Here is a 13,755-nt window from a genome sequence, read left to right as displayed (position 1 = left end):
CAGCTTATGAACGTAACGATTTTGCATGGCTACAGCGCCTCCAACTCCGGTGACGGCCTGCTCGTGGACCTGGCCATCGCCCTGGTGCTGCGAAACTTTGGTGCCGCCACCTCGATCAGCGTCGTGGCCTCGGACCCGAAATCCTTCCATTATTTGCCGTACCAGCGCCATGACGCGCCGGTGATGGCGGCCAAGGGTTTGGGACGGGTCAAGCAGGCGCTGTTCCTGAATCAGTCCTACGCAGGGCTTGCGGATGTATTGAAGTCGAGCGACCTGATCGTCGGGGTCGGCGGCGGCTACATGCGTTCCAAAAGCGCCTTCGAACACATCAAGCTGAAACTGGGGCACGCCAAGCAACTGGAAACCGCGATCCTGAGCAAAGTGCCGTCGGTGTACCTTCCGCAAAGCATCGGTCCGTTCCATGGTGACGGCGGCAAGATCGTCGAGCATTACGCCCAGGCCGACGCGGTGTTCGTGCGCGACAACCGCTCCTCGGAGCTGTTCGGCACCTATGAAAATGTCTACCGCGCACCGGACCTGGCCGTGCAGGCGTTGGCCAGCAAAATTCTGCAGCAACCCAAGTTCACCCGTTGCGCACAAACGCCGGCGGTGGTCTGCGTAGTGCTGCGTAAACCCCCCGCGTGGAGCAAGGAAAAGAAGGCCGGTTACGTGGCCAACCTGAAGCTGTTGCTGCAGCGCTTGAAGAACAAAAGCAAAGTGGTGTGCGCGGTGCAAAGCGCGGTGCGCGGCAACGATGACGGCGCGTTCTATCGCGAGTTGGGCATCACCGAAGACCTGCTGCCGTTGAAGGCCACCCTGGCCAAACACCAGCCGGACCTGGTGATTTCCGTGCGCTTGCACGGCGCCATCGAATCGCTGCTGGCGGGCGTCCCGGCGTTCCATATCAGCTATGAGCGCAAGGGCTTTGGCGCCTATCAGGACATGGGCGTGGAAGACTGGGTGATCAATGGCGGCGACATCAATGTCGACCGCATCATCGACACGGTTTACGCACCGAATGCCCTGTCGCGGTTTGGCCAGAAGCTGACCGACACCTGCCGGGAAATCGAAGCCAAGACCCTGGTCATGGACGGGATCATCAAGGGCATTGTTCGATGATATTTCGGCTACTGCTCCGGGGTGGAGCGTTAGGCGCGAAGTTTCTGCTGGTGTTGGCCATCACCCATTACCTGGGCTACGACGCGTTGGGTTTTTACGGAGTGGTGGTTGCCGCCTCGTTGATTGCGTCGAAGTTCTACAGCGTCGGTTTCAGTTCCGAGATCAATCGGCTGATCAGCGTCGGTCGCAGTTCGCGCTGGGTGGTGGATAAGGTCCTGCTGTTGTACCTCGCCGTGGGCATCGTGTTGTCGCTGGCGACGGTCACGGTCTATTCGCTGTTCCAGGGGATCGAAGCGAGTGCCACGCTGATCGTTTGTGTGGCGCTATTGCTGCTCACCGAGCACCTGTCGTTCGAAATCAATTCCTTCGTGTTTTCTGCGCAGAAAGCCACCTTGGGCGCGTTGCTGTTCTTCATCAAAACCGGCCTCTGGGCGCTGTTGGCCCTGGGCGGGATGATGCTCGGCTGGGTCACCGACATCGCCAGTGTGCTGTGGTTGTGGGTGGCGGCCAACGTGTCGGTGATGGTGGCCGGTTACCTGATTGTGGTGAACGTTCACCGTGGACGGGTGACTGCTGCGCTGACCACCGCTTCGGTGTGGAAAGCCGGGTTGCCGTTTTACTTGGGCACCGGGCTGATCGCGTTGAGTCAGTACGCCGAGCGCTTCCTGATTATCGACCTTGAGCCCTACGCCAGCCTCGGCAAGTACGTCTACGCCTGGTCGGCGGCCAACACCTTGCAAGCGCTGTCCTACGCGGTGGTGGCGGTGGTGGGCATTCCGGTGCTCGCCAAGCGCTATCAGAACGACCTGCAGGCGCTTACCGTCCGCCAGTTGTTCGTCAATCAGTGGGTGACGCGCGCGCTGCTGCTGTCCGGCGCCGTGGCGTTGATGATTGTTGTGTTCTTCAACGTCGTGCTGGATTACGTGGCGACGACGGTGCCGCGTCCGGATAACGACCTGCTCGCGGTGCTGATTTTTTCCTTCGCCCTGCGCGCGGTTGGCGACATCGTTTGGGGTGGTTTGATCGCGTCGAAAAACAGCCGCGTATCACTCGCCAGCGCGGCGATTTGTCTGCTGGTTTCGTTGCCGGTCAGTTACGTTTTGATCAAGCACTATTCGATTTATGGCGCGGCCTGGGGGAACGTGTTTTCGATCAGCGTGCAGCTTGGCGCCATCGCCTTGTTGACCCGGTTTGCCCGCGTGAAGGTGATCGCGTAATGGCGCTGAAATTGCCCTCCATCGAGTTTCGCGGCAGAAAACTCGACTCGTCCATTTCGTTTCTGATTCTGTTCAGCGGTCTGTTTCTGTCGGTGGCCATGCCGCTGCTGATGCACCGCGATCCGGGGCCGGATGCCATGACGTTGTGGTCGTCCTACGCCCGCGCCGACAACTGCAATTTCTGGAATCCGTTCTCGCCGGATCGCTCCTCCTACGAATGCTCGGCGTACCTGCTGCGGCCCACCGGCATCAACCTGACCAACGCCTGGGCCTACGGGATGGCGTGCAACCTGTTCCTGACGGCGGTGCCGGTGCTGATGTTCCGGCGCATGCCGCTGACGATCTTTATTACCCTGTGTTTGTGGGGCGTGGTGCGCTCGTTTTTCCTCGAAAACCTGACCAAGGAAATCATCGTTTCGGTGGCGATGATTTCGATTTTGCTGTTCTCGTTTTCCCGGCGGTATCGCGGCGGATTTTTCTGCTCGGCAGTGATTTACGGCGTGCTGATCCGGCCCTACTGGATTCTGTTTTCCCTGGCGTGGTTCGGCGTGTGCGTGATGAAGAAGTACGTGTCGCGGCTCACGTTTTTCCTGATGCTGTTCCTGTTCTACCTCGCCATCGCCACCGCGATTCAACTGGTGGTCGGTTATTCGGTGTCGTCGATTCGCGCCAGCAACAATGAGCTGCGCACGGCGGGGGAGGAGGGCTCGAAGTCGTTGATCGTGTCCTGGCTCAGCGGCGGCGACTTCGTGTCGCAGGCGCTGGACTCGATGATCATTTTCTTTCGCCTGTCGTTTCCCGTGGAGCTGATCCTGCTGTCCGGCCTGGGCCAGATCATCTTCGTGGTGTTGATGATGATGACGTCTTTGCTGATGTTCAAAATGATCACGTCCAGCGACTACAAGGGCGTGCGCATCGACACCAAGGTCAGAGAGCTGATCGCCATTCCCCTGTCCTTTTTGTTGGTGCAGGGGCTGTTCGAACCGGACTTCGGTTCCTTCGCCCGGCATTTTTCCATGGTGGTGCCGGTGCTGTTCATGGGCCTGGGTTTGCAGCTGCGCGCGAAGAAACCTGTGCCGGTTGAAGCAAGAATCCTGAGCTGAGGTTTGTGCGTTATGTCGAGCAAGAAAAAGTCGCTGGAAATCGAAACCCTGCGCGGCCTGGCCTGCCTGTTGCTGGTGCTGTATCACGTGATAGGGCCGCTGGGTGGCGGCTTGAAAATAGACATCGGATCGCCGTTCCGGGTGATCGCCGATTCCATGGTCTACGTGCGCATGCCGCTGTTCACCTTCATCTCGGGCTACATCTATTCCCTCTACAAAATTCGCGGCAATGACTTTCCGGCCTACGTGGCCGGCAAGGTCCGGCGCCTGATCGTGCCGTTGTTTTGCGTGGGGGTGCCGTTCTCGGTGCTGCAAGCGGTCGGGCCCGGGGTGAACAAGGATGTGAGCGTGATCGATGCGCTGTTGTCGTTCTACGTGCCGGTCAACCACTTCTGGTTTTTGCAGGCGGTGTTCATCATCTTCATGTTTGTCGGGCTGCTGGAGTGGCGCGGCTTGTTGCAGACGGTGACACGTCAGTACCTGTTGCTGGCGTTCGCGGCGGCGGTGTTTCTGTTGCCGCCATTTGCGGTGGACGCGTTCGGCATCAATGGCGCGGTCTATCTGTTGCCGTTTTTTGTGCTGGGGATGATTGGCCATGAGAAGGTCAGCGAGATCAGGCAAACGTTCAGAGTGATCGGGCCGCTAGTGTTCGTGTTGATCTCGCTGGTGCTGCTGTATGTGGCGACGGTGGATCGCGGGTTGATCGTGGATCGCCGTAGCCTGGTGGGTTTGCTGGTAGGGTGTGTGTCTTGCGTGGCGCTGCTGTCGAGTAACTTGCAGGCGCGATGGCTGATCTGGCTCGGTGGTTATTCCTATGGGATTTTCCTGTTTCATGTGCTGTTTGCTGCCACTTCGCGATCCGTGCTGGGGCGTCTGGGAGTTAGCGATGACAGCGTTCTAGTGCTCAGCGGAGTGACCTGTGGCTTGCTGGGGCCGGTGCTGTTATCGAGTATTTTCAGTCGCTTCAACTTCACCTCCGTGCTGTTCCTGGGAGAGCGCGCCGCCCGAAAAAAACCGCCGGCAGCCGTGGTGCCTGTGGCGCAATCCTGATGATCGTTCTGAACAAGGAAGTGCCTGATGTTCGCAGTCGATGATGTGCCTGCTGCTCCGGCTTCGGTGATCGAAGTGGGTGACGCTCGCGAGCGGTTTGCGCAATGGCGCGAAGGCAAGGCGGGGAAGGTGTTGGCCATTTCGGTGATCGGCGACAGCTATAGCGCGGGGCAGGATTTTTACCTGAACAAACTCGTCCAGCGGCTCACTCACGAGGCGGGTTTCGCCGGGCCGGGTTATGTCGGTTTCAACCACGGCGCGGCGCTTGGCGGGACGCACTACAAATACACCCGTGGCAGCGAAAAGTATTTTGGCGGTGGGTGGGACGTGTCCGGTCTTGGCCAGGCCAGTCCTGACAGTCGCACGATTACCGGCCAGCCCGGCGCTTATCTGGAGATCGATGCGCGCCCGACAGCCAGCGTTGACACGTCCATCGCCCAGGCGAAATTGCTGTACCTCGGGGACGGGAAAACCAGTGAGGTGCGCTATCGCTGGACGGCGTCCGACCCTTGGCATTCATTGAAACTAGGTGGTTCGGGTGTACAGGAGATGCTTTTACCTGGCGCGTTTGACACGGCCGCGTGGGCGTTCCGACTCGAAGTGGTCAAAGGCGCACCGACTTTGTTTGGCCTGTGGCTGAGTAATCGTGAGGGTGGCGTCAGGGTCTCCAAACTCGCAGCTTCCGGCGCTGCCTCCGCCGATTTCTATCACAGCGATGCCTCGTGGCAGGCGCAGTGGAAAGCGGTGGTGTCGAAGATTCCGGCGGACATTTACCTGATCATGCTGGGTGGCAACGATCAGGGTTTTGGCGTGAAACCCGAACAGTATCTGGCGAACATTCAAGGGCTGGTGCGGATGGTGCGCGAGATTCATCCGGCGGCGAGTATCAACCTGATCCTGCGCCAGGACACCACACGTTCGAGTGCGTATCCGATGTCGGCTTATGCACAAGTGCTGGAGCCTTGGGCGCACAAGGAACACTTGGGTTACGCGAATATGCAGTGCGCATTCGGCGCTGACGTTAAACGCTATGCCTTGGGCGGACCCGCGCCGATGATCGGCCCGGACCGGATTCACCCGATCCCGGGGGCGGGAGGGCGGGTGATTGCGGATTATCTCTACAGCCTGATCGTCGCGCCGCAGACTACCTGCCAGTGAGCGAGACGCAGAACCTGTAGGAGCGAGGCTTGCCCGCGAAAGCGTCATGTCAGTCGATAACTTGTTTGACTGACACACCGCCTTCGCGGGCAAGCCTCGCTCCTACAGGGGTGGTAGCCTTCAACGCATCCTTTTTTCGAAGTGCTCCAACTGACTCATCAGCTCGGCAGTCTTGAGTGGCATCAGCTGCGGATCACACCGGGTTTCCACTGTGATCACGATCGCAGGATCGCTGCCAACAACACGCGCCCGGAATCGCCAGTCGTTGAAAATCACTTTCAGCCCGGCGCGTTCGTCGATATCCAGCGCCTGCTCGCCGTAGAGGTTTTTCAGGTAGGCGAGGAGCGCGTCAGGATCGCGAATGGGCCGACGGATTTCCCCTGACGAAGGAAACACCCCGATGCGTTCCACCATCAACAGCGAGCCCGGCCAGGTCTCGGCCGGGGAGGGCAACGACGGATTCAGTGACAACCAGGCCATCACCCCGACGTTGCCCTGTTCAATGTCTGCCGAGTTTTTTGCAATGTTCATAATGGCCTGCCTGATTGAAGAGTGAGCGACGGTTGAGAGCCTGATCAGAGGCCCTTGAGGTACAGGTGCTCGTAGCAGAAGTTGGTCGCGTCGAGATAACCCTCGGCACCGCCGCAATCGAAGCGCAGGCCGTCGAACTTGTAGGCCAGCACGCAACCGTTTTGCGCCTGTTTCATCAGGGCGTCGGTGATCTGGATTTCCCCACCTTTGCCGGGCTGGGTATCGGCGAGCAGATCAAAGATGTCGGGCGTCAGGATGTAGCGGCCAATGATCGCCAGGTTGGACGGGGCATCTTCCGGGTTGGGTTTTTCCACCATGCTGCTGACGCGGTAGACGTTATCGGCGATCAACTCGCCAGCGATCACTCCGTATTTATGCGTCTGGTCACGGGGCACTTCCTGAATGGCCACGATCGAGCAGCGGTATTTCTTGTAGAGCTGGATCATCTGGGCCAGCACGCTAGGGCCGTGCAGGTTCAGGCACAGGTCATCCGCCAGCGACACGGCGAAGGGTTCATCACCGATCAATGGACGACCGCTGAGAATCGCGTGGCCCAGGCCCTTCATTTCGACCTGGCGAGTGTAGGAGAAGGTGCAGTTTTCGATCAGTTCGCGGGTGCCGGCGAGGAATTTCTCTTTGTCGGTGCCGCGAATCTGATGCTCCAGCTCATAGCTGATATCGAAATGATCTTCCAATGCGCGCTTGCCCCGACCGGTGACGAGGGCCATGTGTTGCAGGCCGGCGTCCCGTGCTTCTTCTACCGCGTACTGGATCAGCGGTTTGTTGACGATCGGCAGCATCTCCTTGGGCATGGCTTTGGTGGCCGGCAAGAAACGCGTGCCATAACCCGCGGCGGGGAATAAACATTTACGAATCATAAAAATATCCTGGAAGTCATGGGCGCAGCTAAACAGTCATTGTATGTTTCACAATTAAGCGGCTACTTTAATACCTGACATCGGTTGTTAATGGCAATTATTGTCAGGTGTATAACAGCGTAATGTTATGAGTTGTCGGTCGACGGCTCGTTAGTTATTTTTCGTCGGTATCTGTTGATAGTGGTGAGCGTTTCAGAGTGCTAAATAAGTACCCGGTATGACTGTCTGGTCGAAGTAATTATTGATCGGCACACGTTATTGCGTACTTCACGACCCCACTATGGACCGCTCTATGAAGATTCTGGTAACGGGTGGCACCGGGTATATCGGTTCGCACACTACACTTGCGCTGCTTGAAGCGGGTTTTGAGGTGGTGGTGCTGGACAATCTTTCCAACAGTTCCGACGCTGCGCTGCATGCCGTGGAAGCCATCTGCGGCAGAAGTGCGCTGATGATTCACGGGGATGTCTGCGACCGAGCCTTGCTCGACCGGATTTTCCAGCAACACGCGATTGATGCGGTCCTGCATTTCGCCGGGCTCAAGGCCGTCGGCGAAAGCGTGCGCAAGCCGCTGGAGTATTACGAAGCCAACGTCGGCGGCAGCATCACGCTGTGCCAGGCGATGGCCGCTGCCGGGGTGTTTCGCCTGGTGTTCAGTTCATCGGCCACGGTGTACGGCGCGCCGGAGCAGATGCCGATCCGCGAGGATTTTCCCACGGGCAACCCGACCAATCCCTACGGCCAATCCAAGCTGATCGTCGAGAATGTGCTGCGCGATCTATGTGTGGCCGAGCCGCGCTGGAGCATTGCGCTGTTGCGCTACTTCAACCCGGTCGGCGCCCATGCCAGCGGCCACTTGGGCGAAGACCCGAATGGCATCCCGAATAACCTGGTGCCCTACATCAGCCAGGTGGCGGTGGGCAGCCTGAAAGAGTTGTCGATTTTCGGCGACGATTACCCCACGGCGGATGGCACCGGCGTGCGCGACTACATCCACGTCGTGGACCTGGCGGACGGGCATCTCAAGGCCCTGCAGTCGATTTCCCAAACCACCGGCATCAACATCTGGAACCTCGGCACCGGTGACGGCTACAGCGTGATGCAGGTATTGCACGCGTTTGAGCAGGCGTCGGGGCGGCCAGTGCCGTACCGGATATTGCCGCGCCGCTCGGGTGATGTTGCCGAGAGCCTGGCCGACCCGTCCAAGGCTGCCCGTGAACTGGGCTGGAAGGCGACGCGCAGTTTGCAGCAAATGATGACTGACACTTGGCGTTGGCAATCAAATCATCCGAAGGGTTATCTCGGATAAGTAGTGATTGTGCCGAATGTTATAAACCGACAGGAATGTTAAGTAACGTCGGGAAATTAGGCTGGAGTTGCTTCTGGCAAATCCGTAGATATAAGCCCTGCCGTTCGACATCTATCAATCAAGTTTGATTGTGGATGAACAACGGATCTTGTTCGCACTTTTGCGGCTTGATCTTTCCACCTCTAACTGAATGCTGTGTTTTCTAACATGGCAGAACGTTAGAAAGGAGTTGATATGAAGAAAGTCATGGCAATTGCCCTGTTGTCGATGTTTGGCAACTGGGCGTCCGCGGCGGAAGCACCGCTGACACAAGCAACTAATGTCGCCGGTAACGTAGCCGCTTCCACAGCGCCTGCGGCCAGTACGGCGATGGTTGCGGGTGCAGTGGCCGCTTCCAACAGTGGTGGCAACGCCAATGGCGGAACCACCGGGACCACAGGGACTACCGGGACAACCGGCACCAGTAACTGAGTCTCTCTGCAGGTGTAATACAAGGTCGCCCGATGCAAGTCGGGTGACCTTGTTGGATTTGCCCTTGAATAGCGTAGTGCCATTATGAATCGTAGTTTTCCTTTTTTGTTGTTGGCCAGTATCGCTTTGCAAGGTTGTATGTTTTCCCCGGGGCAATACCTGAGCACCAGCGATATCACGCGCCAGGGCGCCAGTGAAAGCAGCCGCGTGGAGCTGATTCCGATCACGCCCAAGCTCATCGCGATGGACCGGGCGACGCAGAAACACACGTCGCTGCCGGCGGAATTGTTGGCGACGCCTGGCGAATACCGCATCGGCAACAACGATGTCCTGTACATCACGGTCTGGGACCATCCCGAGCTGACCGCACCCTCCGGCGCGCAACAGCAGATCGATGCCAATGGTCGCCTGGTGCGCTCCGACGGCACGCTGTATTACCCCTATATCAAGGAAGTCCAGGCCGCCGGCCGGACCATCCAGCAACTGCGCGCGGACATCTCCGAACGCCTGTCGGCGTTCATTGCCGACCCGCAAGTGGACGTCGCGGTGTTGCGCTTCGCCAGCCAGAAAATCGTGGTGTCGGGGGCGGTATCGAAGGCCGGTCCGCAACCGATTTCCACCAACCCGCTGAATGTCGTCGAAGCCCTCGGTACGGCTGGCATCGACCCACAGAATGCGGATTTGTCCGGCCTGCTGCTGACGCGCAACGGGCGGGTCTATCCGCTGAACCTTGATGCACTCAACCAGCAGGATTCCGAACTGCAGAACGTCTACCTCAAGGGGGGCGATCAGCTGTACCTGCCGTACAACGACAACAAGCGCATCTACGTCATGGGCGAAGTCAATCAGCCGCGCGCGCTGACCTTCAAGACCGGCACCATGAACCTGTCCGATGTCCTCGGCTCGGTCGGCGGCTTGAGCCAGACCACCTCCAACGGCAATGCCGTGTACGTGATTCGCGGGGTGGAAAACCTTGATGTGGAACCGGCGAAAATCTACCAGTTGCAAGCCGAGTCGCCGACCGCCATGGCGCTCGCCACGCACTTCAATGTTCGGCCCCAGGACATCGTCTACGTGGGCCCTGCCAATGTGACGCGCTGGAACCGCTTCATCAGCCAATTGGTGCCATCGGCGGCCATTCTCGGCGTGGGCGCTTCCTCGGCGAAGAACCTGAGTGAAGTCCGCGATAACGGCAAATAAGGTCAGGTCTGTGAAAACGTTGAAAGTTGGCGTCGGCTTGATAGCGGCCGTGTTGTTGTGTGGCTGTAACCCGCTGATGACCGCGTCCTTGAGCAACTTCAAGGCAGCGGTGGTCGGCCCCGATGAGTTGGCAGTCACGCAAGCTGAAGTGGCCCGGGTCGAGTTTCCCCAGCTCACCCTGACCACGCCGTCCGGCTCCGGGGTGTTGGCGATGGTGCGTGAGCGCGGCGACCTGCAGTTCTGGGTCGCGTCCGGCAAACAGGTGTTGCTGCTCCGCGACGGACTCGCGGTGCGCAGCATCGGCCTGGGCGTCGAAGGCGACCTCGACGGCACGCGGCTGTCTGCCACTTCGCCGTTCAAGCAAGGCCTGCACACGCTGCCGGATGGATACACCAGCCAGCGCTGGATCGATCTGTATCGAGGCAGCGAAACGGGCGTGATCCTGAACAGTCGCTTCTCGCGAAAATCCATGGAAACCCTCGACATCCTCAACAAGGAATACGCCGTGCTACGTGTCGATGAACAGATTGACGCCCCGGCCATTGGCCTGCGTGCGACCAATCGTTATTGGGTCGATCCGGTTGACGGTTTCATCTTGAAGAGTGAGCAACAACTGACCACGCGCCTGCGGGTCAAGATCGTGCAACTGACCCCAGAACGCAGGTTTGCCCGTTGAAGCGGCTGCGGTTTTTGTCGGCGTGCCTGCTGTTGATTTCCAGCGTGAGCCAGGCGGCGGTCACCGTTACTGGTGATGTGCAAATCCCGGGACCGGTGGACCTGCCACCCGGTGGACGATTGTCGGACGTGATCAGCGTCGCCGTGCCCAATGCCGAGAGCTACTGGCTGGCGGCGGCGTTGCTGCGTCAGTCGTTGCAGGAAGAACAGGCCCGGCTCAAGACCGGGGTGCTGTTCGATTTGCAGGTGTTGCAGCGTGAAGCCTTGATCTTCGACAGGCCCGGCCGGGCAGCACTGGCGACGCGTCTGTACGAGCAAGTCAGCGCCATGCCGGTGACCGGGCGCCAGGTCACGGTGTTGGACCCGGTGGCGATCGAGGTCGGGTTCGCGCCTAACGTCCGTCTGGGCGACGGCGATCGCCTGATCTATCCGTTGCGCGTCGATGAAGTTGAAGTGCTCGGCGCCGTCGTCGAGCCGTGCCGGTTGCCGCATGTCGTCGGGCAAGAGGCCCGGGATTACCTGCAAGGCTGCGCAACCCTGAGCGATGCCGAGGCCGATTACCTGTGGCTGATCCAGCCGAATGGCGTGACCCGCCAGGTCGGCATCGCGCCGTGGAATCGTGAGCGCGGGCAGGTGCCTGCCGCTGGCAGCAAGATCCTGGTGCCGGTCAAGAACGATGATCTCGATCCGCCTATCCCTGAACTGAATCAGCAGTTGGCCGAATTTCTTGCCACGCAATTGGCTGAGGTGGTTCATTGAATTTACGTTTTGCAGCAGTGTTGTTATTACCCTGTGGCCTGGTGCATGCCGAGCCGCGCCTTACCCAGAATGATTTCGGCGGCGTCGGCTTGTGGCAGACGCCGACTGCGCGGATGTCCCCGGCCGGCGAGTTGAGCGTGAACGCCAACCGCACCGAGCCCTATAGCCGCTACAGCGTGGCGCTGCAGCCGTTCGATTGGCTGGAAGGCGCGTTTCGCTACACCGCCATCACCAACCGTCCTTATGGCCCCGAATCGTTGAGCGGCAACCAGAGCTACAAGGATAAGGCGGTCGATCTCAAAGTCCGGCTATGGCAGGAAACCCACTGGGCACCTGACGTGGCGCTGGGCTTCCGAGACATCGGCGGTACGGGCCTGTTCTCCAGTGAATTCCTGGTGGCCAACAAACGCTATGACGATTTTGATTTCAGTGCCGGGATTGCCTGGGGTTACTTGGGCAATCGCGGCGACTTCGATAACCCGGCGGGCTGGCTCGATGATCGCTTCAAGACCCGGCCGAACATGGAAGGCACTGGCGACGTCAACGCAGGCGCCTATTTTCGTGGCAAGCCTTCGCTGTTTGGCGGCGTGACCTACCAGACACCCTGGGACCGGCTCAGCCTGAAACTCGAGTACGAAGGCAACGACTACAAACACGAGCCCAAGGACAACGTGATCCAGCAGGATTCACCGATCAACCTCGGTGCGGTGTTCAAGGTCACCGATTCGCTGGACGTGAGCGCGGCGTGGGAGCGGGGCAACACTGCGATGTTCGGCCTGACTTTTCATACCAACTTCGTCAGCCGCAAGGCTCCGGCCAAGAGCTTCGATCCGCCGGCAGAACCGTTGCCGGCCAAGGCTCCGACCGTTGCGATGGACGAGGTCAACTGGCCCGAGGTGTCCCGGCGCTTGCAGCAAAATGCCGGCTACAAGGTCGAGCGCATCAGCCAGCGCGGGTCCGAGTTGATCGTCTACGGCGAGCAGGGCCGCTATTTCCATTCGGCTAAAGCGGTCGGGCGTGCCAGCCGGATTCTGGACAACAGCGTCAACGCCGATATCGACTGGTTCACGCTGGTGAACAAGCGCTACGACTTGCCGCTGGAAGAAACCAGCGTGCCTCGAAAGACCTTTCGCGAAGTGCTCAATAACGAGGAACCGCTGCAAGCGTTGCATCGCACCACAGAGATCAATCCGGCGATGCCGCACAACGAAAAGACCCTCTACACCGAAGCCCGCGACCCTTTCAGCTACGGCGCCGGGCTGGGCTTCAAGCAGAACGTCGGTGGCCCTGATGGTTTCTTCTATCAATTCAGTGCCGATGCGGACGCCGAATATCGTTTCAACCGCAACACCTGGTGGAGCGGCCTGATCAGCGCCAATCTGCTGAACAACTTTGATGGCTTCAAATACGATGCACCCAGTGGCTTGCCACGAGTGCGCACGGACTTGCGTCAGTACCTGACCACGTCCGAAGTCACCATGCCGCTGTTCCAGGTCAGCCACGCCGAGCAACTGGACAAAGACCTGTATGGCATGGTCTACGGCGGTTATCTGGAGTCAATGTTTGCCGGCGTCGGCGGCGAAGTGCTGTTTCGCCCGACGGGCCAGCGCTGGTCGGTCGGTGCGGATTTGAACTACGTGCGTCAGCGCGAATTCGACCAGGGTTTTGGCCTGCGAGACTACTCGGTTGTCACCGGGCATATCACCGGCTATACCGATTTACCTTACGACACACTGGCGGCGGTCAGCGTCGGACGTTACCTGGCGGGGGATTGGGGCACCACGATCGATCTCTCGCGGGAATTCTCCAACGGCGTGCGCTTTGGCGCCTGGGCGACGATCACCACCGCCACCGGCGCTGAATATGGCGAGGGTAGTTTTGATAAGGGCCTGTACCTTTCCATTCCGTTCGATGAATTGATGAGCATGTCCACGATGCGCCACGCCAACCTCGTGTGGTCGCCACTGACCCGTGACGGTGGCGCACGGCTCAATCGCAGCTTCCAGTTGCACTCAATGACCGACAGCCGCGACAACGACATGTTCTACCGCAACTTCGAGAAGATCACCGAGTAAACGATCATCGCTGGACCCTGTGGGAGTGGGCTTGCTCGCGAAGGCGGTGTGTCAGTCAACAGAGATGTTGAATGTGATGGCCTCTTCGCGAGCAGGCTCGCTCCCACATTCGTTTGGGTTGGGCCCGGTCTTTCTGAACGACCTAAAACCCCTGTGGGAGCGAGCTTGCTCGCGAAGAGGCCGTGTCAGTCGACATATAGATTGACTGAC

13 protein-coding genes are annotated in these 13,755 nt (G+C 59.2%); 11 read left to right on the top strand and 2 right to left on the bottom strand.

Features of this window, described 5'->3' with window-relative positions:
* Positions 1-6: 6 nt before the first annotated feature.
* Genes ACIOYV_RS28175 through ACIOYV_RS28155 form a run of 5 tightly spaced genes read left to right on the top strand, consistent with a single transcriptional unit; the run spans position 7 to position 5,647 of the window.
* Entirely contained in the window at positions 7-1,119 is a 1,113-nt protein-coding gene (locus tag ACIOYV_RS28175) for a polysaccharide pyruvyl transferase family protein (RefSeq protein WP_401329025.1), read from the top strand.
* Entirely contained in the window at positions 1,116-2,336 is a 1,221-nt protein-coding gene (locus ACIOYV_RS28170; protein ID WP_401329022.1) for a phosphoribosylaminoimidazole carboxylase, read from the top strand. The genes ACIOYV_RS28175 and ACIOYV_RS28170 overlap by 4 nt, the downstream gene beginning before the upstream one ends.
* Positions 2,336-3,439 (top strand): hypothetical protein, encoded by a 1,104-nt coding sequence (locus tag ACIOYV_RS28165; protein ID WP_401329019.1) that lies wholly within the window; start codon positions 2,336-2,338, stop codon positions 3,437-3,439. The genes ACIOYV_RS28170 and ACIOYV_RS28165 overlap by 1 nt, the downstream gene beginning before the upstream one ends.
* A 12-nt stretch (positions 3,440-3,451) precedes the next feature.
* Positions 3,452-4,489 (top strand): acyltransferase family protein, encoded by a 1,038-nt coding sequence (locus ACIOYV_RS28160; RefSeq protein WP_401329016.1) that lies wholly within the window; start codon positions 3,452-3,454, stop codon positions 4,487-4,489.
* A gap of 27 nt (positions 4,490-4,516) precedes the next feature.
* Positions 4,517-5,647, top strand: a complete 1,131-nt coding sequence (locus ACIOYV_RS28155) for an SGNH/GDSL hydrolase family protein (RefSeq protein WP_401329013.1) — start codon at positions 4,517-4,519, stop codon at positions 5,645-5,647.
* A gap of 120 nt (positions 5,648-5,767) precedes the next feature.
* On the opposite strand, the gene ACIOYV_RS28150 is transcribed toward ACIOYV_RS28155, so the two are convergent.
* Together ACIOYV_RS28150 and galU are read right to left on the bottom strand one after the other, a co-directional pair.
* Positions 5,768-6,178 carry a mannose-1-phosphate guanylyltransferase gene (locus ACIOYV_RS28150; protein WP_401329011.1) on the bottom strand — a complete coding sequence of 137 codons (411 nt, stop codon included), beginning with the start codon at positions 6,176-6,178 and terminating at the stop codon, positions 5,768-5,770.
* Between the two features lie 44 nt (positions 6,179-6,222).
* Positions 6,223-7,056, bottom strand: a complete 834-nt coding sequence (gene galU, locus ACIOYV_RS28145; protein WP_265044351.1) for a UTP--glucose-1-phosphate uridylyltransferase GalU — start codon at positions 7,054-7,056, stop codon at positions 6,223-6,225.
* Between the two features lie 292 nt (positions 7,057-7,348).
* On the opposite strand from galU, the gene galE reads away from it, so the two are divergent.
* The 6 genes from galE (at position 7,349) to ACIOYV_RS28115 (ending at position 13,545) form a co-directional block, all read left to right on the top strand.
* On the top strand, positions 7,349-8,365 hold the full coding sequence (gene galE / locus ACIOYV_RS28140; protein WP_163909271.1) for a UDP-glucose 4-epimerase GalE: 1,017 nt from the start codon (positions 7,349-7,351) through the stop codon (positions 8,363-8,365).
* A gap of 234 nt (positions 8,366-8,599) precedes the next feature.
* Positions 8,600-8,836 carry a hypothetical protein gene (locus ACIOYV_RS28135; RefSeq protein ID WP_054054211.1) on the top strand — a complete coding sequence of 79 codons (237 nt, stop codon included), beginning with the start codon at positions 8,600-8,602 and terminating at the stop codon, positions 8,834-8,836.
* A 138-nt stretch (positions 8,837-8,974) separates the two neighbouring features.
* Positions 8,975-10,036, top strand: a complete 1,062-nt coding sequence (locus tag ACIOYV_RS28130) for a polysaccharide biosynthesis/export family protein (protein WP_401329007.1) — start codon at positions 8,975-8,977, stop codon at positions 10,034-10,036.
* A 10-nt stretch (positions 10,037-10,046) separates the two neighbouring features.
* The gene (locus ACIOYV_RS28125) at positions 10,047-10,712 is read left to right on the top strand and encodes a YjbF family lipoprotein (protein WP_401329004.1); all 666 of its coding nucleotides are present in this window, start codon (positions 10,047-10,049) and stop codon (positions 10,710-10,712) included.
* The gene (locus ACIOYV_RS28120; protein ID WP_401329002.1) at positions 10,709-11,470 is read left to right on the top strand and encodes a capsule biosynthesis GfcC family protein; all 762 of its coding nucleotides are present in this window, start codon (positions 10,709-10,711) and stop codon (positions 11,468-11,470) included. Before ACIOYV_RS28125 ends, ACIOYV_RS28120 begins: the two co-directional genes overlap by 4 nt.
* Positions 11,467-13,545 (top strand): YjbH domain-containing protein, encoded by a 2,079-nt coding sequence (locus tag ACIOYV_RS28115; protein ID WP_401328999.1) that lies wholly within the window; start codon positions 11,467-11,469, stop codon positions 13,543-13,545. Before ACIOYV_RS28120 ends, ACIOYV_RS28115 begins: the two co-directional genes overlap by 4 nt.
* Positions 13,546-13,755 lie beyond the last annotated feature (210 nt).

Source organism: Pseudomonas sp. NPDC087342 (genome assembly GCF_044744265.1).
GTDB classification, from domain to species: Bacteria; Pseudomonadota; Gammaproteobacteria; order Pseudomonadales; family Pseudomonadaceae; genus Aquipseudomonas; species Aquipseudomonas nunensis.
The sequence above is the reverse complement of the archived record's forward strand: the minus strand, read 5'-3'. Positions and strand labels throughout refer to the sequence as shown.